The 24,160-nt window shown below is 38.1% G+C and carries 16 protein-coding genes; 10 read left to right on the top strand and 6 right to left on the bottom strand.

What is annotated here, in order from left to right; translation table 11 throughout:
* Window positions 1–4: 4 nt before the first annotated feature.
* On the bottom strand, window positions 5–2,785 hold the full coding sequence (locus tag ASF92_RS14655) for a TonB-dependent receptor domain-containing protein (RefSeq protein ID WP_056094655.1): 2,781 nt from the start codon (window positions 2,783–2,785) through the stop codon (window positions 5–7).
* A gap of 225 nt (window positions 2,786–3,010) precedes the next feature.
* Between ASF92_RS14655 and ASF92_RS14650 the strand changes: the two genes are divergently transcribed.
* Window positions 3,011–4,912 (top strand): class II glutamine amidotransferase, encoded by a 1,902-nt coding sequence (locus ASF92_RS14650; protein WP_056094652.1) that lies wholly within the window; start codon window positions 3,011–3,013, stop codon window positions 4,910–4,912.
* Between the two features lie 346 nt (window positions 4,913–5,258).
* Here ASF92_RS14650 and ASF92_RS14645 read toward each other — a convergent pair whose 3' ends face one another.
* Window positions 5,259–5,885, bottom strand: coding sequence for a LysE family translocator (locus ASF92_RS14645; RefSeq protein WP_056094649.1), 627 nt, complete (start codon window positions 5,883–5,885; stop codon window positions 5,259–5,261).
* A gap of 138 nt (window positions 5,886–6,023) precedes the next feature.
* On the opposite strand from ASF92_RS14645, the gene ASF92_RS14640 reads away from it, so the two are divergent.
* The 5 genes from ASF92_RS14640 to ASF92_RS14620 all read left to right on the top strand — a co-directional run bounded on the left by ASF92_RS14640 (window position 6,024) and on the right by ASF92_RS14620 (window position 12,122).
* Window positions 6,024–7,457: an MFS transporter gene (locus ASF92_RS14640; protein ID WP_056094647.1), complete on the top strand. Its 1,434-nt coding sequence runs from the start codon at window positions 6,024–6,026 to the stop codon at window positions 7,455–7,457.
* 65 nt (window positions 7,458–7,522) lie between these two features.
* Window positions 7,523–7,981 carry a dCMP deaminase family protein gene (locus ASF92_RS14635; protein WP_056094644.1) on the top strand — a complete coding sequence of 153 codons (459 nt, stop codon included), beginning with the start codon at window positions 7,523–7,525 and terminating at the stop codon, window positions 7,979–7,981.
* Between the two features lie 109 nt (window positions 7,982–8,090).
* Complete coding sequence (gene guaA, locus ASF92_RS14630; RefSeq protein WP_056094641.1) at window positions 8,091–9,623, top strand: glutamine-hydrolyzing GMP synthase; 1,533 nt, start codon at window positions 8,091–8,093, stop codon at window positions 9,621–9,623.
* Between the two features lie 95 nt (window positions 9,624–9,718).
* Window positions 9,719–10,939: an ABC transporter substrate-binding protein gene (locus ASF92_RS14625; RefSeq protein ID WP_056094638.1), complete on the top strand. Its 1,221-nt coding sequence runs from the start codon at window positions 9,719–9,721 to the stop codon at window positions 10,937–10,939.
* A gap of 19 nt (window positions 10,940–10,958) precedes the next feature.
* A complete protein-coding gene (locus tag ASF92_RS14620; RefSeq protein WP_056094636.1) occupies window positions 10,959–12,122 on the top strand; it encodes an RNA methyltransferase in 1,164 nt (387 codons plus the stop codon).
* 206 nt (window positions 12,123–12,328) lie between these two features.
* Here the strand turns inward: ASF92_RS14620 and ASF92_RS14615 are convergent, their stop codons facing one another.
* The 4 genes from ASF92_RS14615 to ASF92_RS14600 form a co-directional block, all read right to left on the bottom strand.
* On the bottom strand, window positions 12,329–12,895 hold the full coding sequence (locus ASF92_RS14615; protein ID WP_056095442.1) for a MarC family protein: 567 nt from the start codon (window positions 12,893–12,895) through the stop codon (window positions 12,329–12,331).
* Between the two features lie 74 nt (window positions 12,896–12,969).
* Window positions 12,970–14,301, bottom strand: a complete 1,332-nt coding sequence (locus tag ASF92_RS14610) for a hypothetical protein (RefSeq protein WP_056094633.1) — start codon at window positions 14,299–14,301, stop codon at window positions 12,970–12,972.
* 97 nt (window positions 14,302–14,398) lie between these two features.
* On the bottom strand, window positions 14,399–15,919 hold the full coding sequence (locus tag ASF92_RS14605; protein WP_056094630.1) for an amino acid permease: 1,521 nt from the start codon (window positions 15,917–15,919) through the stop codon (window positions 14,399–14,401).
* A gap of 114 nt (window positions 15,920–16,033) precedes the next feature.
* A complete protein-coding gene (locus tag ASF92_RS14600; RefSeq protein ID WP_056094627.1) occupies window positions 16,034–18,280 on the bottom strand; it encodes a sodium-translocating pyrophosphatase in 2,247 nt (748 codons plus the stop codon).
* 271 nt (window positions 18,281–18,551) lie between these two features.
* Between ASF92_RS14600 and ASF92_RS14595 the strand changes: the two genes are divergently transcribed.
* From ASF92_RS14595 to ASF92_RS14580, 4 genes are all read left to right on the top strand, one after another.
* A complete protein-coding gene (locus ASF92_RS14595) occupies window positions 18,552–19,988 on the top strand; it encodes an APC family permease (RefSeq protein ID WP_056094624.1) in 1,437 nt (478 codons plus the stop codon).
* 376 nt (window positions 19,989–20,364) lie between these two features.
* On the top strand, window positions 20,365–21,309 hold the full coding sequence (locus tag ASF92_RS14590) for a TIGR01212 family radical SAM protein (protein WP_056094620.1): 945 nt from the start codon (window positions 20,365–20,367) through the stop codon (window positions 21,307–21,309).
* A 346-nt stretch (window positions 21,310–21,655) separates the two neighbouring features.
* A complete protein-coding gene (locus tag ASF92_RS14585) occupies window positions 21,656–23,062 on the top strand; it encodes an ammonium transporter (protein ID WP_056094617.1) in 1,407 nt (468 codons plus the stop codon).
* 37 nt (window positions 23,063–23,099) lie between these two features.
* Window positions 23,100–24,116, top strand: a complete 1,017-nt coding sequence (locus tag ASF92_RS14580) for a porin (protein WP_056094614.1) — start codon at window positions 23,100–23,102, stop codon at window positions 24,114–24,116.
* Window positions 24,117–24,160 lie beyond the last annotated feature (44 nt).

Raw genomic sequence — 24,160 nt, 5'->3', positions numbered from 1 at the left:
TTTATTAAAGTTTTAGAGATATTTCTGCTCCGAAAGACGGCGCAGCATTGGGGTATTTATATTTGCCACTACTGGAAATGTAGTAAGGCTGATTATTGAAAACATTGTAAACGTTAAAAGAAAACCTGAAACGTTTCTTTATTTCCTTTGCCAGACTTAAGTGAAAATTAGGAATGATCGCCGGTACATTATCGTCATTGATTTCTGATGTAGGTTTATAAAAATGACCATAATCCGGGTTGTTTTTATCGAAATTGGTTATGGCGATATATCTTCCATCTCTGGTCAGATAGGCTAGTGGAATTCCGGCGGTTGGTGACTGTACCGTTTTTTGTAAAAGGCTAAAATCTGCTGAGAAACTTACAATTAAACTGATTCTAGGAACATGCGTCGACGAACTTATTCTCGCATTGCTTAGGTAGGAAATTCTTTTTGTCGGTTCATAATATGCCATCAAAGCATAATCTGGCCTTGTAGGAGCCGCATCTTCAAGTTCACTAGCAACTGACAAAGTATTCGTTTGGTAATTTGTCCTGAACAGACCACCACTTAAATTAAAACTGGTGGCAATTTGTTTGATTTGAGGAGAATTCAAAATGAGCTCTATTCCCTGGTTGTCCGAACGTAAATCGTTAGCAAAAGATTGAGTAGTAAAAACAAAGTTTTTTGTTCCTGTTTGGATTACTATTGGTTTCTGACCAGCTTGTAATGTTGCAGAATAGGTCGGTAAGGTAATGTAATTTCTGTTGGATACAGTGCTTATCCCATCTCTTGAGTCTTTGCTAAATAAGGATATGGAAAGATTAAAATCTTTTAATTTGATTTGAGAGGTAAACTCAAAAGTCTGGCTCTTGGCTGATTTAATATGACCAGCATCGTGATCATATCTGTTAACATAAACCAAGTAAATACTTTCTGCAGCATTTCCGTTAAACGCATTTAATAGCGGAATTTCATAGTATGTTGGTCCGGGGTATCGCTGAGCCAAAGAGGGCGATTTATAGGCCAGTCCATAAGCAAAGCCTATTTTTACGCTTTTACTCAATGTATAATTCATATTTAACCTTGGCGAGTAAGAAGGTAAAGCATTTTGAATATCATATCTTAATCCTGCCCTTAAGTTTAAATCGCGATTAAATAATTTGAGTTTAAATACATCTTCCGCATATAAACCAACGTTTTGCTGGGGTACAGCAATGTTGAAATCATAATATCTTTCGGAACGGTTTGGTGATAATGATGTAGTGGTAATTGCAGTACCAAATCTTGGTCTGTTCGGATCTAAAACTTGCCCTTGGCCTTTATTTGCGCCATAATCATAACTTAATCCAAAGCCAAGGAAATGAGTAATTGCCCCCGTTTTTACATTGGCATTAAAGTCTAGTTTAGCCGAAGCATTAACTGGTCTCCCATCAATTAAACTTGCCGCAGTATATATCCCCGATTCATAACGGCCTTGGTGAATACCAGTACTTGTTGCATCGGAAACCAAGACAAATGGCTCATTTCTAAGTTGTTCCTGATAACTTACCTGGTGACCTTCAGAATATCTTAAGTTTAAGGATATAGTTTTAAGGAAGCTTGTATTTAATCTATAAGAACTTCGGTTGCTGATGCTTGCAGTCCAGCTATCAAATCTGATAAGCTTTTCTGTTATATCATCATCATCACTTCTTAAGCCATCTAAATTTCTTCCATAATCTAAGCTCAATGTATTTTTTAACCTGTTGTCTTTAAAAAAGGTATTCGTATACATCGTGTTTGCATTAATCCGCTTGTATGCTTTCAGTTTATCTCTGTTGTCGGCAAATGAACTGACATAATTTACACCAATATTAATTGCTCCTGCTTTTGGAGATAGTTTGAAACCTTGAGAATAACCGTAAGAATTAGCATTATCTCTCAATTGCATGCGCAAATAACCCGGTGCTTTTCCTGCCTGCCTTTCTACTATCACTGCGCCATCAGTTAAATCGCCATATTTAGCAGGCGCAACGCCGGCTATAACTTCAACACTTTCAATGTTATCTACTGGAATTTGTCGCAAATCTGTTCCCCCGAAAGTGTAATCCCCAGAATATCCATCTTTGGTTGATTTTGAACTGCTTAGTCCGTAAGTTGCACCAGTTGACATTAATGAATTGCCCGCACCAAGCGTACCTGGGTTATAGCTTTGCATATTCATGTTATTGCTAATGGCATTACCATCAATTATAATTGCCACACCAAATGCATTGCTTAGTTCAAAAGAGCCACGTCCATCTGTGGATGGAGCAACTGTTGAACGAAGCGTTAAGTTTTGAACACTTTGCAATGAAGGAGCAACAACTTTTCTGTTTGGTATCTGATTAAGTAAATCATTTAAACTTAAGGCCGGGGTTTGCTCAATAATATCTCTGCTAATGATTAAAGATGAATTTGACTGCCCTTCATAATTTCTTTTTGCATTGATGTCTATTGTTTCTAAGCTTAAATTGAGATCTTTTAACGCAAGAGTGCCTAAGTCAAAGTCACCACTTAATAGATCTATTTTTTTAGATAATTTCTGATATCCTATAAAACTGAATTCAATAGTTAAAGTGGTATTAGATAAATTGGTAAGCTGGATTTTAAATACGCCATTTTTGTCTGTTACGGTAAACTGATTTGTTTCTACAATTTTAATATTGACGCTTTCGACAGGATGACCGCCATCATCAACCACTTTTCCGCTCAGATAATTAGGTGTTTGAGCCGTGGACGAAAGACTTATGAGAAGTAAAATAAATGGTATAAATTTTTTCAATGGTTCTTTGTTGTTAATTAGACTAAATCTAAATATTGGACAAAGGTGTAATTTTTACACGAAGTACGCAAGCTATTTAGAATAATTCCAAATAATTTAACGTTTCAAAAGTATAACTTCTTGATAGTCACTAAAGTCAAATTAACCTGCTTGTGACAAAAGAAAACACTTTTGTTTAGGTTGTGAATATTTAAAAGGATAACTTTGCGGCTTCAAACCCACACAATGAGTGATCAGATAAAACACGAATGCGGAATCGCTTTTATTCGCCTGTTAAAACCACTTTCTTACTACCAGCAAAAGTACGGTACAGCGCTTTACGGCCTTAACAAATTATACCTTTTAATGGAAAAACAGCATAACCGGGGCCAGGATGGCGCAGGTATCGCGACCATTAAACTGGATATGAAACCTGGTAGCAGGTACATTAGCCGGTACAGGAGTATGGCTTCCAATGCGGTGGCAGATATCTTCGAATATGTTCAGAACAAATTTGTTGACATCCAGGAAAACACACCTGAACTGATGCAGGATACTGAATGGCTCAAAAACAATGTTAGCTTTATTGGCGAGGTGTTAATGGGCCATTTGCGTTATGGTACGCACGGTAAAAACAGCATCGAAAACTGCCATCCTTTTTTAAGGCAAAATAACTGGATGACTCGTAACCTGGTTATCGCTGGTAACTTCAACATGACCAACGTTGATGAGTTATTGGAGCAGTTATATGAATTAGGTCAGCACCCTAAGGAAAAAGCAGATACGGTTACCGTTCTTGAAAAAATCGGACACTTTTTAGATGATGAAAATCAGGATCTTTTCGACCAGTATAAAAAAGAAGGTCATGATAACGTAGCCATTACCCATAAAATTTCTGATAATTTGGATATTGCTAACATCCTTCGGCGTTCAGCTAAAACCTGGGATGGTGGTTATTCCATTTGTGGTATGGTTGGTAACGGCGATTCTTTCATTATGAGAGACCCCGCTGGTATCCGTCCTGCCTATTATTACTACGATGATGAAATTGTTGTGGCTGCATCTGAACGCCCTGCATTGCAAACAACCTTTAATATTCAGTTTAAAGATGTTAAGGAAATCGACCCGGGCCATGCCTTAATTATCAAGAAAAATGGCGAAGTAAGCATGGAGCAATTCCGTGAGCCAACCGAGCGGTTATCTTGTTCATTTGAGCGCATTTATTTCTCTAAGGGAAGTGATGTTGAGATTTATCGTGAACGAAAACAATTAGGCCGTTTGTTAAGCGACAAAGTTTTACAAGCCGTTAACCATGATTTAAAGAATACCGTTTTCTCATTCATTCCAAATACGGCAGAAGTAGCTTTCTTTGGTTTGGTAGACGGCGTTCAGCGTTATGTTCGCAACCATCAGAAAAATACATTACTTCATAATAAGGAGCAACTAAATGATGAGCAACTCGACGAGCTCTTGTCAATGGCACCAAGAGTGGAAAAGCTTGCCGTTAAGGACGTTAAGCTTAGAACTTTCATCACGCAAGATGCGGATAGAAGTGAAATGGTTGCCCACGTTTATGATACAACTTACGGAATTATAAATAACCATAAAGATACATTGGTTGCTTTGGATGATTCTATCGTACGTGGAACGACATTGAAACAAAGTATTATTAAAATTGTAGATAGGTTGCATCCGAAGAAAATTATTATTGTTTCTTCAGCACCGCAAATTCGTTATCCTGACTGCTACGGTATCGATATGAGCAGGATGGGACAGTTTGTTGCATTCGATGCGGCGATACAGTTGCTAACAGAACGTGGACAATGGCAAGTAATCGAAGATGTTTATGCAAAATGTAAAGCTTCGTTATTGTTACCAAAAGAGGAAATCGTTAATCACGTTAAGGAAATCTATAAGCCGTTTACGCCTGAAGAAATTTCAGCAAAAATTGCACAGATTATTACTCCAAAAGGCACAATTGCAGAGGTTGAAGTTATCTATCAAAGCTTAGAAAACCTTCATGAGGCATGCCCTAAGAATAAAGGTGACTGGTATTTCTCAGGTAATTACCCAACTCCGGGTGGTAATAAAGTTGTAAACAAGGCTTTCGTGAACTGGAAAGAGGGAAATAACCAACGAGCTTACTAGCTTTAAAATATTTTGAATAGTAGATAGCCCACATTAAATGTGGGCTATTTTTTTTAAACGTTTCGTCATTCCCTGCTTGACAGGGAATCCTAAAGCGGTGGGTGTGTTTTCTACATGAGCGTTAAGATTCCCGCCTGTGCGGGAAAGACGGATCGATAGGTATAGGTGACATGAAAACTCTTTTCAATTTGATGTGCTTAGGTGCTTCTTAGGTTTCTAAGGTGGTGAAAATGGATGAATGTGAGATGCATAACGGCATACATTGGAACCCGTTTGTTAATACTAAAATCGTTTGTGCCTCTGTGTGGATTCGCTGTTTACGCCGTGGTAAAGAATGAGAAAAAAATTAAGCATAGAACTTTAAATAAGTTTTTAAAACCAGCCAAAATGCGAAGAAAATAATGATAACACCCGCAATCTTATTTAACTTTTTTAAGGAATCTTCTTTGATTTTATACCGGAGCTTACTTGAATATAAGCTTTTTGCACCATCTATTGCCAATTGTGTTGCCATAGCGATGAAAAAGCAAACCAGTTTTTCGTTAAGCATATTATTTAGCTTAACCGAGATAATGCCGCTCACAATAATCCAGAACATTAGTGTAGAAGGCGTAAGTATGCACATTAAGAATCCCTTCAGTACATAGCCCCTTTTGCTTATTTTTTGTAATGTAGTACTATCGTATTGAACGGTAATTTTCGAAATCAGGTAGTAAATACCTACTGCTAAAAGAAATAAACCTCCAACTAATCCAACATACTTGTCGAAATCGGCTTTATATTCAAAAAACTGACTGCCGAAAAGAACCAGGCCAATTAGAAAAATGTCACTTATAATTACACCAATCGCTAAAGAAAAACCAGCTTTGAAGCCCTTTTCGATACTGGTTTTTATCATTGCAAAAAATACCGGACCTGTTAAAAACGACGAAATAATCCCTGCCCCTATACCTAACAATATGGCTTCAAACATGCATTGTGTTATTTATGAATATGCGAATATGCAATTTAAAGCTAAACATATCAACTTTATTTTTGTCGCAAAGGCATCATAAATAGCCATTTTTAATTTTTTTTATTTAAGTTTAACCCACTAAAATTTAAAAAAAAAATGAGTCAGGAACAAGCACAAACCAAGTGGGCGCAATTTATTCCATTAGTTACAGTTTTCTTTTTTTGGGGTTTCGTAGCAGCCAGTAATGATATCTTAATTCCGGTATTTAAAAAAGCTTTCGATCTAACCCAAAGTCAAAGTCAGTGGGTTTCATTGGCTTTTTATATTGCATATACAGTAGGTGCACTAATTTATAACGCCATTTCTGTTTTAATTAAACAGGATATTGTAAATAAGCTGGGTTATAAAAATTCGCTTGCATTGGGGCTTGTTATATCCGCTGTAGGAACATTGTTATTTTACCCTGCCGCAAATTTGGGTTCTTTTCCCCTTATGCTTTCCGGTCTGTTTATCGTTGCTTTGGGATTCTCGCTGCAACAAACTGTTGCAAATCCGCTCGCAATTGCTTTAGGTCCTATTAGAACGGGTTCACAACGTTTGACTTTAGCCGGTGGCATAAATAATTTTGGTACAACCATTGGTCCTTTAGTAGTAAGTTTTGCAATTTTCGGTTCTGCGGCAAATGCAAATTCAAATATTAGCATCGAAAGTGTTAAGGTGCCTTATCTAATTTTGGGCGTGGCATTTATTGCTGTTGCTATATTCTTAAAACTATCATCATTGCCAGACAGACCTGCTTTAGTTGAAGCCGATGATAAAGAGCTTGGAACAAAAGGGTCTGCTTTGAAATACCCTCAACTCGTTTTAGGGATGATTGCTATCTTCGTATATGTGGGTGTTGAGGTATCTACAGCAAGTAATTTACCTGCATACATGGAAAAAGATTTAGGATTTGCGATTCAGGACATTGCACCATATATCTCTCTTTATTGGGCAAGTATGATGATTGGTCGTTGGACAGGTGCTGTTGAAGCTTTCACAGATAACATTACAACACAAAAGGTTTTAAGGTTTATTGCCCCTTATTTGGCATTTGGAATTTTTTTGGCAGTAAATGCGATCGCAAAACATGATTTGGCTCCGTTTTACGTTTACGGCCTAATTATTTTAGTGTTAATCCTGGCTGATATGGCCAGCAAAGGAAATCCAGCTAGGATGTTGTTAATTTTCTCGGTAATCGGTATTTGTGCTTTGTTAATTGGAATGTTCACTACAGGGATGGTTAGTGTATATGCTATTACCAGCGTTGGCTTATTCTGCAGTACATTGTGGCCATGTATCTTTACACTGGCTGTTAGCGGCTTAGGTAAAAACACCAGTCAGGGTAGTAGTTTCTTAATTATGATGATTATGGGTGGTGGTATTGTTAGCTGGTTACAAGGATATGTATCTGAATTTACAGGAATTCAATACAGTTACATCGTTGGCGTGCTTTGCTTCGCTTACCTGGCTTTCTATGCGATTCGTGTAAGTGGAATATTAAAATCCCAAGGTATAGATTTCGATCGGAAAATCGCCGGCGGACATTAGAATATAATAAACTAATTTTACAGCCACAGAGAACTTGATTTTTCTGTGGCTTTTTAATTTTTTACATGATTAATAAACCAAGCTTCGATAGCATATTTATGAACCTCGCAACTGAGCTGGCTACCCGCTCTCATTGCGTTCGCGCCCATGTTGGCGCAGTATTAACCAAAGATACACGCATAATTTCTATCGGTTACAATGGTCCGCCGGCTGGAACGCATAATTGCGATGAAGAATGGCCTGATACAGGTTGCGCACGCGATAGCAAAGGAAGTTGTTCTCTCGCACTTCACGCTGAAGAAAATGCCATACTTTATGCTTCAAAAAATGGAGCTAAAATTGAAGGCTGTACCTTGTACACCACATTATCACCATGTATCGCCTGTGCAAGATTGATTCTGTCTTCGGGGATTAAATTAGTTTATTATTCTAAATCATATGCAGCATATAAAGGCTTGCCAAGTGATGAGGGGGTAGATTTTCTAAGGAAGTTCGGAGTGGAGGTTAAGTTGATGGAGTCTTAATATAGTGTATATTGATTAGCTATAAATTGCTTTATTGTTGAATTGATAGATTGGCTATAAATAACAATAAAACAATTTAACAATTCCCTTTCTTTCCCTATCTTTGCGGATGCAAGAAAAAATCATTATCGTCGATTTTGGTTCGCAATTTACACAACTCATTGCCCGTAGAGTTCGCGAACTGAATATTTACTGTGAAATATACCCATTCAACAATCTTCCTGACATAAATACCCCTGATGTTAAAGGCGTTATCTTCTCTGGAAGTCCTTATTCTGTTCGTCAGGATGATGCACCTCAGATTGATTTAAATAATTATCACTTAAAATTTCCTGTACTAGCTGTTTGTTACGGTGCACAATACATTGCACAACAATCAGGTGGTGACGTTCGTGCTTCGTCGACTCGTGAATATGGTCGTGCAAACCTTAGTTTTGTAAACCAGGAAAATAAATTATTTAAAGGCATCAACATTGATTCGCAGGTTTGGATGAGTCATGGCGATACCATTACCCAAATGCCTGAAGGTGCCGAGCTAATTGCCAGCACCGAAAGTGTAAAAGTTGCTGCTTATCATATTAAAGATTCTGACACCTATGCCATTCAGTTCCACCCCGAAGTAACTCACAGCATTGATGGTAAAGTTCTTTTGGAAAACTTTTTAGTTGATATTTGTGGCTGTAGTCAGGATTGGACTTCTGCTGCATTCATTGAAACTACAATTGCCGATTTGCAGGAAAAACTTGGTGATGATAAAGTTGTTTTAGGCCTTTCAGGTGGTGTTGATAGCAGCGTAGCTGCAGTTCTGCTACACAAAGCAATCGGAACAAACCTACACTGTATTTTTGTTGATAATGGTCTTTTACGTAAAGATGAATATGAACAAGTGCTGGAACAATACAAGCACATGGGCCTGAATATTAAAGGTATCGATGCTAAAGACAGGTTCCTTAGCCAGCTTGCAGGTTTAAAAGATCCTGAGTTAAAAAGAAAAGCAATCGGCAGGGTTTTTATTGAAGTTTTTGATGATGCGGCTCATGAAGTTACTGGTGTAAACTGGTTAGGCCAGGGTACAATTTATCCAGACGTTATCGAATCCATTTCCGTTAACGGCCCATCAGCAACGATAAAATCCCACCATAATGTTGGAGGCCTACCCGATTTTATGAAATTAAAAGTCGTTGAGCCACTTAAAACTCTATTTAAAGATGAAGTTAGGAGAGTCGGTAAAGCTTTGGGTATTGATGATGTTATTTTAGGGCGCCACCCTTTTCCTGGGCCAGGTTTGGCAATAAGAATACTGGGCGACGTAACTGCAGAAAAAGTTGAAATTCTTCAACACGCGGATTCAATTTATATTAATGAATTAAAGACAGCAGGTTTATATGATAAAGTTTGGCAGGCAGGTGCAATCTTTTTACCCGTACAATCAGTAGGTGTAATGGGCGATGAGCGTACTTACGAAAACGTAATTTGCTTGCGAGCTGTGGAATCAGTTGATGGTATGACAGCTGATTGGTGTCACTTACCTTACCCTGTTTTGGCAAAAATCTCCAATGAAATTATAAATAAAGTTAAAGGTATCAATAGGGTTGTTTATGACATCAGCTCTAAACCACCTGCAACTATCGAGTGGGAATAAATATCAGTTACACTGATTCAAATTTTTATCACTAATATTATATATGCTGGCATAAGGTATAACTTTTGTCAGCATATTTTGTTAAAAACAATACAATGACGTTAAAAAGAAAATATTGGCTTTTAATTCTGCCTGCTTTGATTTTGGGAGCTTGTTCTCCTAAAATCGCTACAGTGAAAACAGAACCGGTCAAAAAGCCAGTAGAGAAAGAAAAGCCGGCGGAGAAAAAATCAGTTAAGAAGTTTTCTCAGGCAAGTATTTCATTGCTTATTCCTTTTAAATTGGATGATGTCAACTTAAGATCAATGAGTAAAGCAGATGTGGAGAAGTATGCAATGCCGATTGATTTTTACCAGGGATTTAAATTGGGTTTAGATTCGGTAGCTGCTTCGGGCTTAAATTTTAAACTTAATGTTTATGATACCCAAGACGATAATGCACACATTGGATTGTTGTACAAACAAGATAATTTCAGAAAAAGCAATCTAGTTATTGGCCCGGTTTTCCCTGAAGGAATTAAATATTTTACCAATTATTCTAAGCTAAACAACGTACCTGTCGTTTCACCTTTAGCGGCTTCAAGCCCTGCCGAATTTAACAATCCAAATTTAATATCGATTGTAGCTAATATTGATTTGCATGCGAAGAAGATAGCAACTTATATTTCGAAAACTTATAATGCATCTAACACCATAATTGTAATCATCAATCCTAAAAAAACAGATGATGAACAGTTTGCTGTGCCCTTTAGGAAATTTTTTTTAAACCAAACTTCAAGTAAATTTATAGTCCAGGAGTATGCTTCAGCCTTTGCTTTCGAAACTAAAATGATTAAAGGAAAGCAGTATGCTATTGTAGTTACCTCAAGTGATAGGGCCTTTGTTTTACCCACAATAGAAAAGCTTTATAAGCTTAGAAATTTGCCAACAGGTGGCTATGCGTTAAACCTGTTTGGTCATCCGCTTTGGTCAAAGCAAAATTATCCTGCTGATAAATTGCAGGGTTTAAATGCGGTTATATCTTCTTCGTATAAAATTGATTATATGAATTCTAATGTTATTAACTTCATCAAAAATTATAGGAAGAAATTTGGCTTTGAGCCTGGTGAATATGCATTTAAAGGCTTTGATGAAGCGTTCTATTTCGGTAAGTTAATGGCTACTTATGGAGAGGATTATCTGGAATATCTTTCGAAAGAAAAATATAAAGGACTGCATAATACGTTCACCTTTGTTCGCGATGAACAATTTGGTTACATAAACACAAATGTGATGCTTTTGAGATACAGGAATTTTGCTTTAAATATAATTGAGTAAAATTTTATAATTTAATAGGATGAGAGTAGAACACCAGCTGAAAGCCTTCGAACAAGTGCTGCTAAATTATGATGGAAGTTTGCCTTTGCATCGTTTTTTGCCAGCATATTTCAAGCAAAATAAACAAATGGGCTCATCAGATAGAAGATGGGCAACAAGACATCTTTACAGCTTTTTCCGCTTAGGTAAGGCACTATCAAGCCTTGGTCATGAGGAAAGATTAAGTGTGGCGGACTTTCTATGTCATGATAGCTTAAGCCTTATTGTAGAGAAGAACCTACCTGATTTGGCTGAGAAAATTACGGCTTCACAAGATGAAAAAATCGACTTGATCTCTTCAAAATATCCTGAATTTAACTTAAAAGAAGTTTACCCATTTAATAACCATCTATCTGGCGATATTGACAAAGCCGATTTTTACAAGTCTTTTTTTCTTCAACCCAATCTTTTTATAAGGGTTGCTGCAAGTAGCGTTTCGTCAGTTGTATCTAAACTTCAGGCCGAAAATATTGATGTAAAGCAGATTTCTGAAACTTCGCTTTCTTTACCAAACGGAACCAAACTCGAAAATATCCTGGCTGAAGGTTCATACCAGGTTCAGGATTTATCTTCGCAGCATACGGGAATATATTTTAAGCCTAATAAGTGGGATAAATGGTGGGATTGTTGTGCTGCTTCTGGTGGGAAAACATTACTATTGCATAGTATAGAACCCATATTAGATTTATTAGTAACTGATCTAAGAGAAAGCGTTTTATTAAATTTAGACGAACGTTTCAGGTTGGCTGGCATAAGAAAATACCAAAAAAAAGAATTAGACCTCCTAAAAAATAACGACCAGATTCTACATCATTATGCTTTTGATGGCATAATTCTCGATGCGCCTTGCACTGGGTCGGGAACCTGGGGAAGAACACCTGAAATGCTTACGTTTTTTGAAGAACGTAAAATCAGCCAGTTCTCGACAATTCAAAAAGCAATTGTAAATAATGTTGTTGGATATCTGAAACCCGGTAAACCACTTATTTACATTACCTGCTCGGCCTTTGCCCAAGAAAATGAAGATGTAGTTAAACACATCACCGAAAATCTGCCTTTGGAATTAGAGTCGATGGAGTTAATTAAGGGCTATGGAAAAAATGCAGATACGATGTTTGTCGCAAGATTGATTAAGAAAAACTAAGGAAAAAAAGGGGTGAATTAGTCAAACAGGCGTAAATCAGTCCTACTTTACATGTGCTCAAGCCACGATTTAAAATTCTTCCTGAGGTGCTTAAAGGCTTCAATTAAAACGGCTAGTACGCCGATTATTACAGTATATGTCTCAAAGCTGTTCATGTTAGCTTTATTGTTTAGATAAACATACTAAATATTTGTTACAGTTGCTTTCTATAGCCCTGTATTATTCCTGAACAACTTTATCGCAATTGCCAGCAAAATTACACCGAAAGCTTTTCGAAGAATGTTTAATCCCGACTTGCCAAAAAGTTTTTCAAGCCTGTTTGTATTCTTTAAAACGAAGTAAACGAAAATGATGTTTAAGACAATTCCTATCAGAATATTTTGAGTATGGTATTCAGTTTTCAGAGAAAGTAATGTTGTCATTGTCCCCGCGCCGGCTATAAGCGGAAATGCTAAAGGTACGATTGAAACTGTTTCAGGTGCTTCTTCTTTAAAAATGGTTAAACCTAAAACCATTTCCATGGCAATAAAGAATATGACAAATGAACCTGCAATAGCGAAGGACTCGACATCTAGGCCGATAACCTTTAATAGCGATTCGCCCAAAAAAAGAAAGAGAATCATCAAACCAGCGGCAACCAGCGAAGCCTTTTCCGATTCGATGTGCCCGGCTTTTCTACGAAGCTCGATAACGACAGGAATTGAGCCCAAAATGTCGATAATGGCAAAAAGGACCATCGTGGTAGATAAAATCTCACTCAGGCTAAAATTCATAAAATCGAGTTTCATAGGGCAATATTTTTAACAAAGGTAGATGAATTTGGATTAAATCCTCACGCATCAAGTTATTAAAAATAGAATTGTGTTCTTAGTGTTAATACATTGTCCTTCCTATCAGAGGTATAACCGGAAATTTGCGTCGATTCATTTCTGATAACATCGTAATATAGCACAGCTTTGAAGTGGGTATTGAAATGATGTAAAAGACCAAAGCCAAATGTGTCAAATCGAACGTCAGCTGCAGATAATCCAGAAAGAGATGAAATATTCATGCCTTTTACCTTACTGTTTGGATCGTACCAGTCATACTTTAAAATCAGTTGATTGTCTGTGCTGTTTAATGTTTGTACGAATGTGAAATAAGCACCGGTAAAAGTTCGTGTGTAGTAGGGTAGGGGAATGGATTTATTGTCGACCGGATAGGAGCCAGGTGTAGTGGATGTTGTTGAAGTCCCTGTTTGTAATCCCGATACAACTTCGGCCCTCAGCTCCGACTTCCAGCTTTGTGTATTGGTTGACAGTTGAATATCGGCACCATAATATCTTCTCGGTGCAACTTTATTTATCGTGGAAGCAGATGAATCTTTAGCCATGAACCAACTTCCGTTTACTTGCTCCATTTTGTAACTTACTGGCAAACGATGATTCAAGCCGCCTTGCAGGGTGCTTATTCCGCCCGCTAATGTAAAGGATTTAAATTTGTAGGGTTTATGACTTAGTCTGGCGATGAAATCTTTGCTATTATCGAATTCGCCTGCGCCGGCTAAACCCTGGCCGTTATACACACCCAAATCCAATGAAATGTTTTTTAACTTCGCGTCTTTCCACCTGGGGTTTAAGGTAAAAGTAGCGCCTAAATCCCGTTCTGTTTTCATTAAAATTTGTGACATCCTTCCGCGCTCAGGAGCTTCCCTGACCGATGATGATAATTGCAGTTCATTCCCAAACGGCCGGCCGGATAGTCCTAAAGTGACCGCCAGGATTTTCCATTTATTTTCGTAATACCTGCCCCAAAAATCTCTTATGGCAACACCTTGCTCCGTGCCATCGAATTGAAGCACAAAATAAGTAGAAGGCGCGCCATCATCTGTTAACAACATATAATCTGCCCTCAAACGCCCACGCCTCAGTCGAAAGCGATTACTGGTAAATTCTCCAAAATTCCCACCCTGATATTCCGCCTGCGTTCCGTTTGTTTGTGCAACCTGGAATTGAGGTTGTAAATAGCCACTGAATGATAAAGACCCGTATTTTTTAGAGATAATTAATAAGTGATTGACTGTAGTTGAATCCATAACATCGTTAATTGTACGCTGCGCAGAAGCTTCGCCTATAACCAGGATTAAAAATAACACAGAAGCAATGCACTTACTTCTGATAGACTTTTCGGGGAAATTCATCAGTAATTTTTCTGCAAAGGTAATTTATTAACAATTATTTAACACAAAAAAAGCCCCGCATTTTCAGCGGGGCTTAAAAATATTGAAATTTAAAATACTAATCTAATATTTCTGGTTTTGGAGGATCTGTTGGGTGAACTGCTTTTCCTGTTTTACCTAAAACGGAATGTTTAGCGCTATATCCAAAATAGATAATAAAGCCTAAAGCTAACCAGCCAAATAGTCTCAGCCAATTTGTCCAGCCTAAACCAAGAATCATTAATCCGCAGGCAAGTACACCCAGAATTGGAATTAATGGTACCCAAGGTGTTCTGAATTGACGTGGAAGATCAGGATCCGTTTTTCTTAAAATAATTACAGCAACGCATACCAACATAAATGCGAATAATGTACCAATACTGGTCATATCGCCTACAACATCACCAGGAATAAATGCTGCAAACAGCCCTACAATCACTAAGATTACCAGGTTTGCTTTATATGGTGTTTTAAATTTAGGGTGTAAATCGCTAAACATTTTTGGTAATAACCCATCTTTACTCATAGAATAAAATACACGGCTTTGACCCAATAACATCACCAGGATTACAGAAGAGAAACCAGCTAAAATAGCAACTGTAACCAACTTTGCTAACCAGCCGTAACCGGTCATGTATTCACTTATCGCAGCAACAACAGAAGCTTCGCCGCCTTTAGTTCTAAAGAACTCAACGGGTGCAATACCTGTTAACACATGCGCAAAAAGAATGTAAAGAACTGTACAAACCGCTAATGAGCCTAAAATACCAATAGGCATTGCTGTTTTTGGATTTTTAGTTTCCTGAGCAGCGGTACTAACGGCATCGAAACCAATGAAAGCGAAGAATACCGTTCCAGCGGCGCCAACTACACCCCAGAATCCACCAAAACTATGGCTAATGCCGGCGTGATCGACATATGTTGTTGCTGGTGGAATGTATGGATGGTGGTTAGCTTCATTAATAAAGCCCCAGCCTAAAACAATGATTAAAATTACGATGGCCACTTTAGTAATAACGATAAGTCCGTTTACAAAAGCAGATTCAGAAGTTCCTTTTATAAGTAATAAACTTAATATACCAACAATAAACAATGCAGGCAGGTTCATGATTCCGTTAACAGTTCCGTCGGGGTGCGATTGAAATGGAGAGTGGCACCATTCATAAGGTATAGGCGCCATATGCAGCACTTCAACTAATAGTTTGTTTAAATATTCACTCCAGGCAATACCAACAGTAGCAGCACCTACAGCGTATTCCAGTACTAAATCCCAACCAATTACCCATGCCATCAACTCGCCCATAGTTGCATAAGTATAGGTATATGCACTACCGGAAATTGGAATAGATGATGATAATTCAGCGTAACATAATCCTGCTAAAGCACAGCCGATAGCAGCAATGATGAAACCTATTGTAACTGAAGGACCGGCATTTTGAGCAGCTGCGGCTGCAGTACGAACGAATAAACCGGCACCAATAATAGCTCCTACACCTAATGCGACCAATGCACCTGCGCTAAGTGTACGCTTTAAGCCTTTGCCAGAATCTCCCGCTTCTTCAAGCAATAGATGCATCGGCTTTTTAGAAAATAAACCCATATTATAGTTTTGTTTAGATTAATTCAGTTCCAAACGTAATTAAAAATTACGGAAAAATAAAAGGGATTTTGGTTAAAAATCCCTTTTAATGTTATTATATCTTAGTTTTTACAACTAATGTGTAAGTGTGTCGGTGGTATTTATCAAAGTATCAGTAATTATCCGGCCTGAACTATCCGTATTTTGGCGAATTTTGATTTCTTTGCGAACTTCTTCACGATGTTCGCCAGCTACAGCCTTTACAGCAATGTAAGGAGCAATAACCAGTGAGACGATAGACATTAATTTGATTAAAATGTTCATCGAAGGACCTGAAGTGTCCTTAAAAGGATCGCCAACGGTATCTCCTGTAACAGAAGCTTTATGTGGTTCAGATTTTTTATAGAACATTTCGCCGTTAATCATCACGCCTTGCTCGAACGATTTCTTGGCATTATCCCATGCACCACCGGCATTACTTTGGAAAATACCCATCAAGACGCCGGTTACAGTAACACCAGCCAGCAATCCGCCTAAAACTTCCGGGCCAAATGTGAAGCCGATTATTATAGGCGTGATCAGTGCAATTGCACCTGGCATCATCATTTCACGGATAGATGCTTTCGTGGAAATAGCCACGCATTTTTCATATTCGGGTTTAGCTTTATACTCCATTATCCCCGGGATTTCCCTGAACTGTCGACGAACCTCCTGAACCATGTCCATAGCGGCCTTACCTACTGCCTGAATACACAAAGCAGAAAAAATAAATGGAATCATTCCACCGACGAACAAACCTGCTAATACGGGTGCTTTATAAATATCAATGGCTGTAATGCCGGCTATACCAACAAAAGCAGCAAATAAAGCCAAAGATGTTAAAGCCGCGGAAGCAATGGCAAAGCCTTTTCCTGTTGCAGCAGTTGTATTTCCAACCGCATCTAAATTGTCGGTTCGCTCACGAACTTCAGGAGGCAGTTGGCTCATCTCTGCAATACCTCCAGCATTATCGGCAATCGGTCCGAACGCATCTATCGCCAATTGCATCGCAGTGGTCGCCATCATTCCCGCTGCCGCAATTGCTACACCGTAAAGCCCTGCAAAATGGTAAGATGCCATAATTCCCCCGGCTAAAACCAAAATCGGAATTACAGTCGATTTCATGCCAACAGATAAACCTGCAATAATATTAGTGGCATGGCCCGTTGACGACTGCTGAATGATCGAATTCACAGGACCTTTACCCATCGCAGTAAAGTATTCTGTAACCACGCTCATAATTGTTCCCACAACCAGTCCGACGATTATCGCATAGAATACATTTATGCTTGAAAACTCGTATCCGCGAAGATTTAGCGTTTCCGGCAACATCCACTTAACAATAAAATAGGAGGCTACTGCAGTTATTATTATGGAAGACCAATTTCCCAGGTTCAAAGCGTTCTGAACATTCGATTTTTCATCTTTAATGGTCACGAACCAGGTTCCGATAATGGAGAATATAATGCCCAATCCACAAATGACCATCGGCAAAAGGATAGGAGACATTCCTCCGAATTTGTCGACTACAGTAATTTCCTGACCTAAAACCATTGTGGCAAGGATAGTAGCTACATAAGAACCGAATAAATCCGCACCCATTCCGGCAACATCACCCACATTATCGCCCACGTTATCTGCAATGGTAGCAGGATTCCGAACATCGTCCTCTGGTATTCCAGCTTCTACTTTGCCAACTAAGTCAGCGCCTACATCTGCCGCTTTTGTGTAAATACCCCCACCAACTCTGGCAAATAAGGCTATTGATTCAGCACCAAGCGAAAATCCGGTAAGCACTTCAATCGCTGTTCTCATCTCCACACTATTTGCGTTGGTTACATGAAATATCTGAAGAAACGCAATAAATAAACCACCCAAACCTAAAACGGCTAATCCCGCAACGCCCAGACCCATAACCGTGCCACCAGTAAAAGAAACCTTTAAGGCTTGTTTTAGACTTGTTCTGGCAGCCTGTGTGGTTCTTACGTTAGCTTTAGTTGCTGCTTTCATTCCAATATAACCTGCGGAGGCAGAGAATACGGCGCCGATTATAAATGATATAGAGATAATCCAGCTGGAGTGCATCGGAACGCCGTTAACTTCAGTAATTGTTCCCGAGTAGGCCAATAAAGCAGCGGTGAATACAGCGAAAATGCTGAGCACTTTCCATTCTGCTTTCAAAAAGGCCATCGCACCGTCAGCAATGTAACCGGCAAGTTCCTGCATGTTCTTATCGCCTGCGTCCTGCCTGCTTACCCAGGCACTTTTAAATAGCATAACAATAATTCCGACCAGACCGAGTGCCGGAATAACGTAGATTAGATTGTTTTGTAAAAAATCCATAGTGAATATTTGGTTTTGATTTTAGATTCAGTGCTCTATTTGCTCATATCTTACTAAGCGTGGTTAGTGCTCAGTTTCAGAACATTGAATTGTTTAATTTTGGTTATTAGTTTAGCAATATAATAAAATAATTTTCTACCGTCATCACGAAGAAAAAAATACGACCTGTAGGAATGGTGTTATAAGTTTAAAATAAAATACCACAAAGCGCCCCGAATTGTTTTTTTTAAATAAATTAGCCCAACTAAACTAAAAACCAAGCCAAACAAAAATGGAAAAACCAGAAGAAAAAAATCCTATAAAGAGAAAATTAGGCCTTTTTGATGCTGCAATGCTCGTAATGGGTTCAATGATCGGAAGCGGTATTTTTATAGTAAGTGCAGACATTATGAGGAACTTAGGCTCCGGGTACTGGCTGATAGTGGTTTGGGTAATAACCGGCGTTATGACTGTTGCAGCAGCAATATCTTACGGGGAGCTTTCGGCTATATTTCCTAAGGCGGGCGGCCAGTATATTTATCTGAAGGAAATTTTCGGTAAAATGATGGGATTCCTCTACGGTTGGGGCATGTTTACTGTGATTCAAACCGGCACCATTGCAGCGGTTGCTGTTGCCTTTAGCAAATTTACCGCCTATTTAATACCTGCATTAAATGACGCTGCACCAATTTTCCAAAATGGTGGTTATAAAATAACCTGGTTACAGATTTTAGCGATTTTTATCATTTTGATTCTAACCTATGTTAATACAAAAGGCGTGGAAAGCGGTAAAGTCCTGCAAAATGTTTTTACCGGTTCGAAGATTATCGCGCTGATCGGTTTGATTATTTTAGGGTTTCTTTTGGTAAAAAGCAGTTTTTGGACAGAGAACATGGGATTTGGATGGAATGCATTTAATAACATCAAAGTGGATTCAAGTGGTAATTTTATGAAATCGGGATGGGAATCAATTTCTGGGATGACCATTATGGGTGGAATCGCAGCTGCAATGGTCGGCTCAGTATTCTCAAGCGTTGCCTGGGAGAACGTTACCTTTATATCAGGAGAAATAGAAAATCCTAAGAAAAACTTAGTTCGCGCGATGGTGATAGGTACTTCATCTGTAATTATTCTTTATCTACTGGTAAATTTTATTTACCTGAACACCTTAAATAGGGATAGTATTGCGTTTGCTGCTAATGACAGGGTTGCTGTTGTTGCTTCAGAGCAAATTTTCGGCAATGGGATAGGCACCGTGGTGATGGCTATTTTGGTTATGATTTCAACTTTTGGTTGTGTAAACGGATTGGTGATGGCAGGTTCAAGGGTTTTTCAAACGATGGCAAAAGATGGTATGTTTTTTAAAGCGGCTATAGAAAACAATAAAAGCGGAGTTCCGGAAAAATCACTTTGGATGCAAGGAATATGGGCTTCTGTTTTGTGCTTAAGTGGTCAATATGGCAACCTTTTAGATATGATATCATTTGTGATCGTGTTGTTTTACATGATTACTGTTTTTGGCGTTATCTATTTAAGAATAAAAAAACCAAGCCTCGAAAGACCTTATAAAACATGGTTATATCCGGTTACGCCAATCGTTTACTTGTTAATTGGCGCAGCATTTTGTATTTTACTATTAATTTATAAACAACAATACACCTGGCCCGGCCTTGTTATTGTTTTATTAGGTGTTCCGGTTTATTTAATTATCAATAGAAAAAAGTCTTAGGATCAAGATCTAAAGGATTTAAGGATTTGCAAGATTGAGGTTTCTGAAATTGTCTGGATTCTAAGTCTTTTATTTCTTGGAAAGCAAAAGCAATGCTTATTGGTTACGATAATCCCGCCCTATGCTAAATGTCGAAGAAAAATCGACATACCGCTGCCGGTCGGGTTTATTTAACCTGGTTTTGTGCAATGAACAAAATTCCCTAAATCCGACATTGCGCATCCAGCATTGAGCTTAAGGCTGGAATGCGTATGAGCAAACGGCAGGATATACATTTAATCAAAGTGCTGCAATTACTTCTGATGAATTATTAAGCGTTTGTAATCTTGATTCGTAATGCAATTATCTTAATAGTTATTATGTATTTTTGCAATTAATGGGAACACAGGTAGATCTTGGCATAAAAGGGTATAGAAATTACGGAACGTATTTACGCGAAAAATATAATGGGCAACGTGTTTTCAAAACCATTGTTGATGGAGGCTTTACTTGTCCGAATCGGGATGGTAGTAAAGGCTATGGTGGTTGCACCTATTGTAATGTTGATTCTTTTACGCCGGAAATTTCGCGTAAAATGCCGACCATTCGCGAACAATTGGAAAAAGGAATGGAACGGGGCAAGAGTTTCTATAAGGCGGATAAGTTCATTGTATATTTCCAGCCAAATACCAACACTTACGCGCCGGTACATTATTTGAAAATGATGTACGATGAGGCTTTATCTATAAATCCCGATGATGTTGTCGGTTTTTCTGTTGGTACCCGTCCGGATTGTATTGATGCCGAAAAAGTGGCTTTGTTAGAAAGTTACGCGGATAGATATGATGTCGATTTGGAAATGGGGATGGAGTCTATCTATGATGAAACTTTAAACCAGATTAATCGAGGTTGCAGCCATGGAGAATTTGTTGAAGCTGTGAAATTATTAGAGAACAGTAAACTGGATTTGTGTGTGCATACCATTTTTGGTTTTCCCTGGGAAACTAAAGAAATGATGCTTGGTTACATTCATGAAATTAATCGTTTCCCTCAAATAAAGTTTGTTAAATTTCACCATTTACATATAGTTGAAGGTTCCATAATGGGTGTAAAGTATAAAAAGGAACCTTTTAAATTGTTTTCTTTGGAGGAGTACACCGATTTACTTTGTGAATTAATTCCATTATTGCGTCCGGATATCGTTATTCAGAGATTGTTCGGTATTTCAGATTGGGATTTACTAATTGCTCCAAATTGGGGGTTAAATAAATCATCAATTCAAACTTATATTGACAAGGAAATCGAAAAAAGAGGGATTGTACAGGGTTCTGAATATTTTTAATAAAAATTTAAAAACTTCTTATTTTTTAGCAAAAACCTGCCATATATTGGTAGGTTTTTTGTTTTTAGTAAGATTTTTATGTCGATTTTTATAAATTTTTTATAAAATTCAAAAATTTATCTCTTTGTGCTGATTTTCGTTTTGTCAAAAACACCCCTGTTTGCAAGCCGTTTTTTTTGTCTATTTTATTTTTTTAACAGATTTTTGCCTGTTTTTGCAAAAATTATATGTTTTTATTAAAATATTTCTATTTAATGGTGTAAAAATTACAATAAGTTGTATTTTTATGAAAATAAAATCAGAATCTTGAAAATATTTAATTAACCAAACAAATAAACTTAAAAACATGGGTAAAATTTTAGTTAAACAGTATGCTCCTTTTGTGATATTAATGGTATTTGCAATTTTAGCACTATTCGTTCCGCTACTTCCTAATTTTGATGAAGGAAAATACAGTGGGCCAGACATTGCTTTCATTTTAATTGCCGCGGCATTGGTATTCTTAATGACTCCAGGTCTGGCATTTTTCTATGGAGGTATGGTGCATCGTAAAAATGTACTGTCAACAATGATAAAAAGCGTTGTTGCCGCTGGCGTAATCACAGTTCTTTGGACTGTTGTTGGTTTCAGTTTAGCATTCGGAGACACCATAGGCGGTTTCATTGGAAATCCATCAACCTTTTTATTTTTCAAAGGGGTAAACTCGGGTGCTCCACATTTGCAAGGCGGTGCGGATCTAACTATTCCGCTATCATTATTTGCCGTATTTCAACTCATGTTTGCCATCATAACACCCGGTTTAGTTGTTGGAGCAGTTGCTGAACGCATTCGTTTTACTTCTTATATCTTGTTTATTGTTTTATTCGCAATATTCGTTTACTCTCCATTGGCACACTGGACCTGGCATCCACAAGGTTTCTTGTTTAAAATGGGCGTGTTAGATTTTGCCGGTGGTACCGTAGTTCACATTTCTGCAGGTATGGCAGCATTAGCAGGTGCGTTGGTTTTGAAACGGAGAAAATCTCACCTGGAGCATAAAGAAGTACCACCTGCGAATATCCCTTACGTCTTAATTGGTACAGGTTTGCTTTGGTTTGGATGGTTCGGATTTAATGCTGGTTCTGCATTAGGTGCAAACAGTTTAGCCGTTTCAGCTTTCTTAACTACAAATACCGCTGCAGGTGCAGCAGGTTTGTCCTGGATGTTTTTTGATGTGGCAAGAGGCAAAAAGCCATCTGTTTTGGGCTTTTGTATCGGTGCTGTGGTTGGTTTAGTTGCCATTACGCCAGGTGCTGGTTTCGTGAGTATTCCTTCCAGTATATTTATCGGTGCTATAGCTGCAGTGGTTTCAAATCTTGTGGTTAGCTGGAAACAAAAAACAAGTCTTGATGATACATTAGATGTTTTTCCTTGTCATGGCGTGGGTGGTATCGTGGGTATGTTGTTAACCGGCATATTTGCAACCAAAACTGTGAATGCTGCAGGTGCGGATGGGTTATTTTATGGCAATCCTGCTTTTTTCATTACTCAATTAAAAGGTGCAGTAATCGTAATTCTATTCAGTTTCGTTGTTTCGTTTGTGATTTTTAAACTGGTTAATTTAATTAATCCAATCAGGGTGTCAGACGAGGAAGAAGAAATTGGTTTGGATGCTTCACAACACGATGAAAAATACTCACAAGGTACTTTACTTGTTGAAGAAAAAGCAATTTACATCGAAAAAAACAGTCCTTTAACAGAATCACTTTCTTAAAAAGAACATAATATCTAACCCCCAACAAAGCTCAAACATGAAGAAATTTTTAACCGCTATATTTAGTATAGCATGCACTACGTGTGCCCTGGCGCAAGAGACGCCAACGTCGCCACTCGAATTCTCAGGGTCGGTTGATACTTATTACAAATATGATTTTGCAAAAAAGTCTAATATTCCTACATCGTTTGTTTCTGATCACAATTCAGTTTCCCTGGGCATGATTGACCTCGCATTGAAAAAGAAAACCGGAAAGGCATCTTTTGTTGGTGAAATCTCTTTTGGTCCTCGTGGTCAAACGCAGTCAATCCCTGATGCCGCGAATAATAATTCATCATTTCACATTCAGAATTTGTACATCAACTACGATTTTACAGATAAGTTTTCGATGACAGCTGGATACATGGGGACTTTTATTGGCTACGAAGTAATTTCACCAGTAGGTAATTTTAACTATTCTACATCTTACTTATTTACCAACGGTCCGTTCCAGAATGCAGGTATTAAAGCAACTTACAAATTCTCTGATAAAGTGAGTTTAATGGCCGGGTTATTCAACGATTGGAATCTCTATAGCGCAACAAGAGGTGTATCAAGCATTGGCGGTCAGTTGATGATCTCACCTGTTGAAGGATGGACCGCTTATTTGAATGTATTATCAGGTGCTGACCCATATGGTTACGGAACCATCGAAGATTTAACAACATCTTACCAAATTACTAAAGCATTTAAATTAGGTTTGAATGCAGCCAATTATGATATGGCAGATGATGCAGGTGGTTATGCCGGCGTTGCGCTATATCCTCAGGTTGCGGTTGCAGATGCGGTTACTTTAGGGTTAAGAGGTGAATACTTCAAAACCAAAGATGTTGGTGCAGTTTTGGGAACCGCTTACACAGGCTTAACTTTAACAGCCAATATTAAATCCGGAGGTTTAACTTTTATTCCTGAGATTAGATTAGACCATAATGGTGATAAACCATTTACAAACAAAACCGGAGGTGCAGCACCAAATGCAGGTCAGTTTTCTTTAGCTGCAGTTTATGCTTTTTAAAGAATAGTTTCTCTTCAATAATGCCGCCGGTTTATTTAAGCCGG

The sequence above is a fragment of the Pedobacter sp. Leaf176 genome (assembly GCF_001424305.1).
In the GTDB taxonomy this organism is placed as follows: domain Bacteria; phylum Bacteroidota; class Bacteroidia; order Sphingobacteriales; family Sphingobacteriaceae; genus Pedobacter.
Note: the sequence above shows the minus strand (reverse complement) of the source record. Positions and strands in the feature narration are given on the sequence as shown.

What these genes read in the sequence shown, in the direction of transcription:
- ASF92_RS14650 (WP_056094652.1), top strand. Translation starts at nt 3,011, where the DNA reads ATGAGTGATCAGATAAAACACGAATGCGGAATCGCTTTTATTCGCCTG.
- ASF92_RS14645 (WP_056094649.1), bottom strand. Translation starts at nt 5,885, where the DNA reads ATGTTTGAAGCCATATTGTTAGGTATAGGGGCAGGGATTATTTCGTCG.
- ASF92_RS14640 (WP_056094647.1), top strand. Translation starts at nt 6,024, where the DNA reads ATGAGTCAGGAACAAGCACAAACCAAGTGGGCGCAATTTATTCCATTA.
- ASF92_RS14635 (WP_056094644.1), top strand. Translation starts at nt 7,523, where the DNA reads ATGATTAATAAACCAAGCTTCGATAGCATATTTATGAACCTCGCAACT.
- guaA (WP_056094641.1), top strand. Translation starts at nt 8,091, where the DNA reads ATGCAAGAAAAAATCATTATCGTCGATTTTGGTTCGCAATTTACACAA.
- ASF92_RS14625 (WP_056094638.1), top strand. Translation starts at nt 9,719, where the DNA reads ATGACGTTAAAAAGAAAATATTGGCTTTTAATTCTGCCTGCTTTGATT.
- ASF92_RS14620 (WP_056094636.1), top strand. Translation starts at nt 10,959, where the DNA reads ATGAGAGTAGAACACCAGCTGAAAGCCTTCGAACAAGTGCTGCTAAAT.
- ASF92_RS14615 (WP_056095442.1), bottom strand. Translation starts at nt 12,895, where the DNA reads ATGAATTTTAGCCTGAGTGAGATTTTATCTACCACGATGGTCCTTTTT.
- ASF92_RS14610 (WP_056094633.1), bottom strand. Translation starts at nt 14,301, where the DNA reads ATGAATTTCCCCGAAAAGTCTATCAGAAGTAAGTGCATTGCTTCTGTG.
- ASF92_RS14605 (WP_056094630.1), bottom strand. Translation starts at nt 15,919, where the DNA reads ATGGGTTTATTTTCTAAAAAGCCGATGCATCTATTGCTTGAAGAAGCG.
- ASF92_RS14600 (WP_056094627.1), bottom strand. Translation starts at nt 18,280, where the DNA reads ATGGATTTTTTACAAAACAATCTAATCTACGTTATTCCGGCACTCGGT.
- ASF92_RS14595 (WP_056094624.1), top strand. Translation starts at nt 18,552, where the DNA reads ATGGAAAAACCAGAAGAAAAAAATCCTATAAAGAGAAAATTAGGCCTT.
- ASF92_RS14590 (WP_056094620.1), top strand. Translation starts at nt 20,365, where the DNA reads ATGGGAACACAGGTAGATCTTGGCATAAAAGGGTATAGAAATTACGGA.
- ASF92_RS14585 (WP_056094617.1), top strand. Translation starts at nt 21,656, where the DNA reads ATGGGTAAAATTTTAGTTAAACAGTATGCTCCTTTTGTGATATTAATG.
- ASF92_RS14580 (WP_056094614.1), top strand. Translation starts at nt 23,100, where the DNA reads ATGAAGAAATTTTTAACCGCTATATTTAGTATAGCATGCACTACGTGT.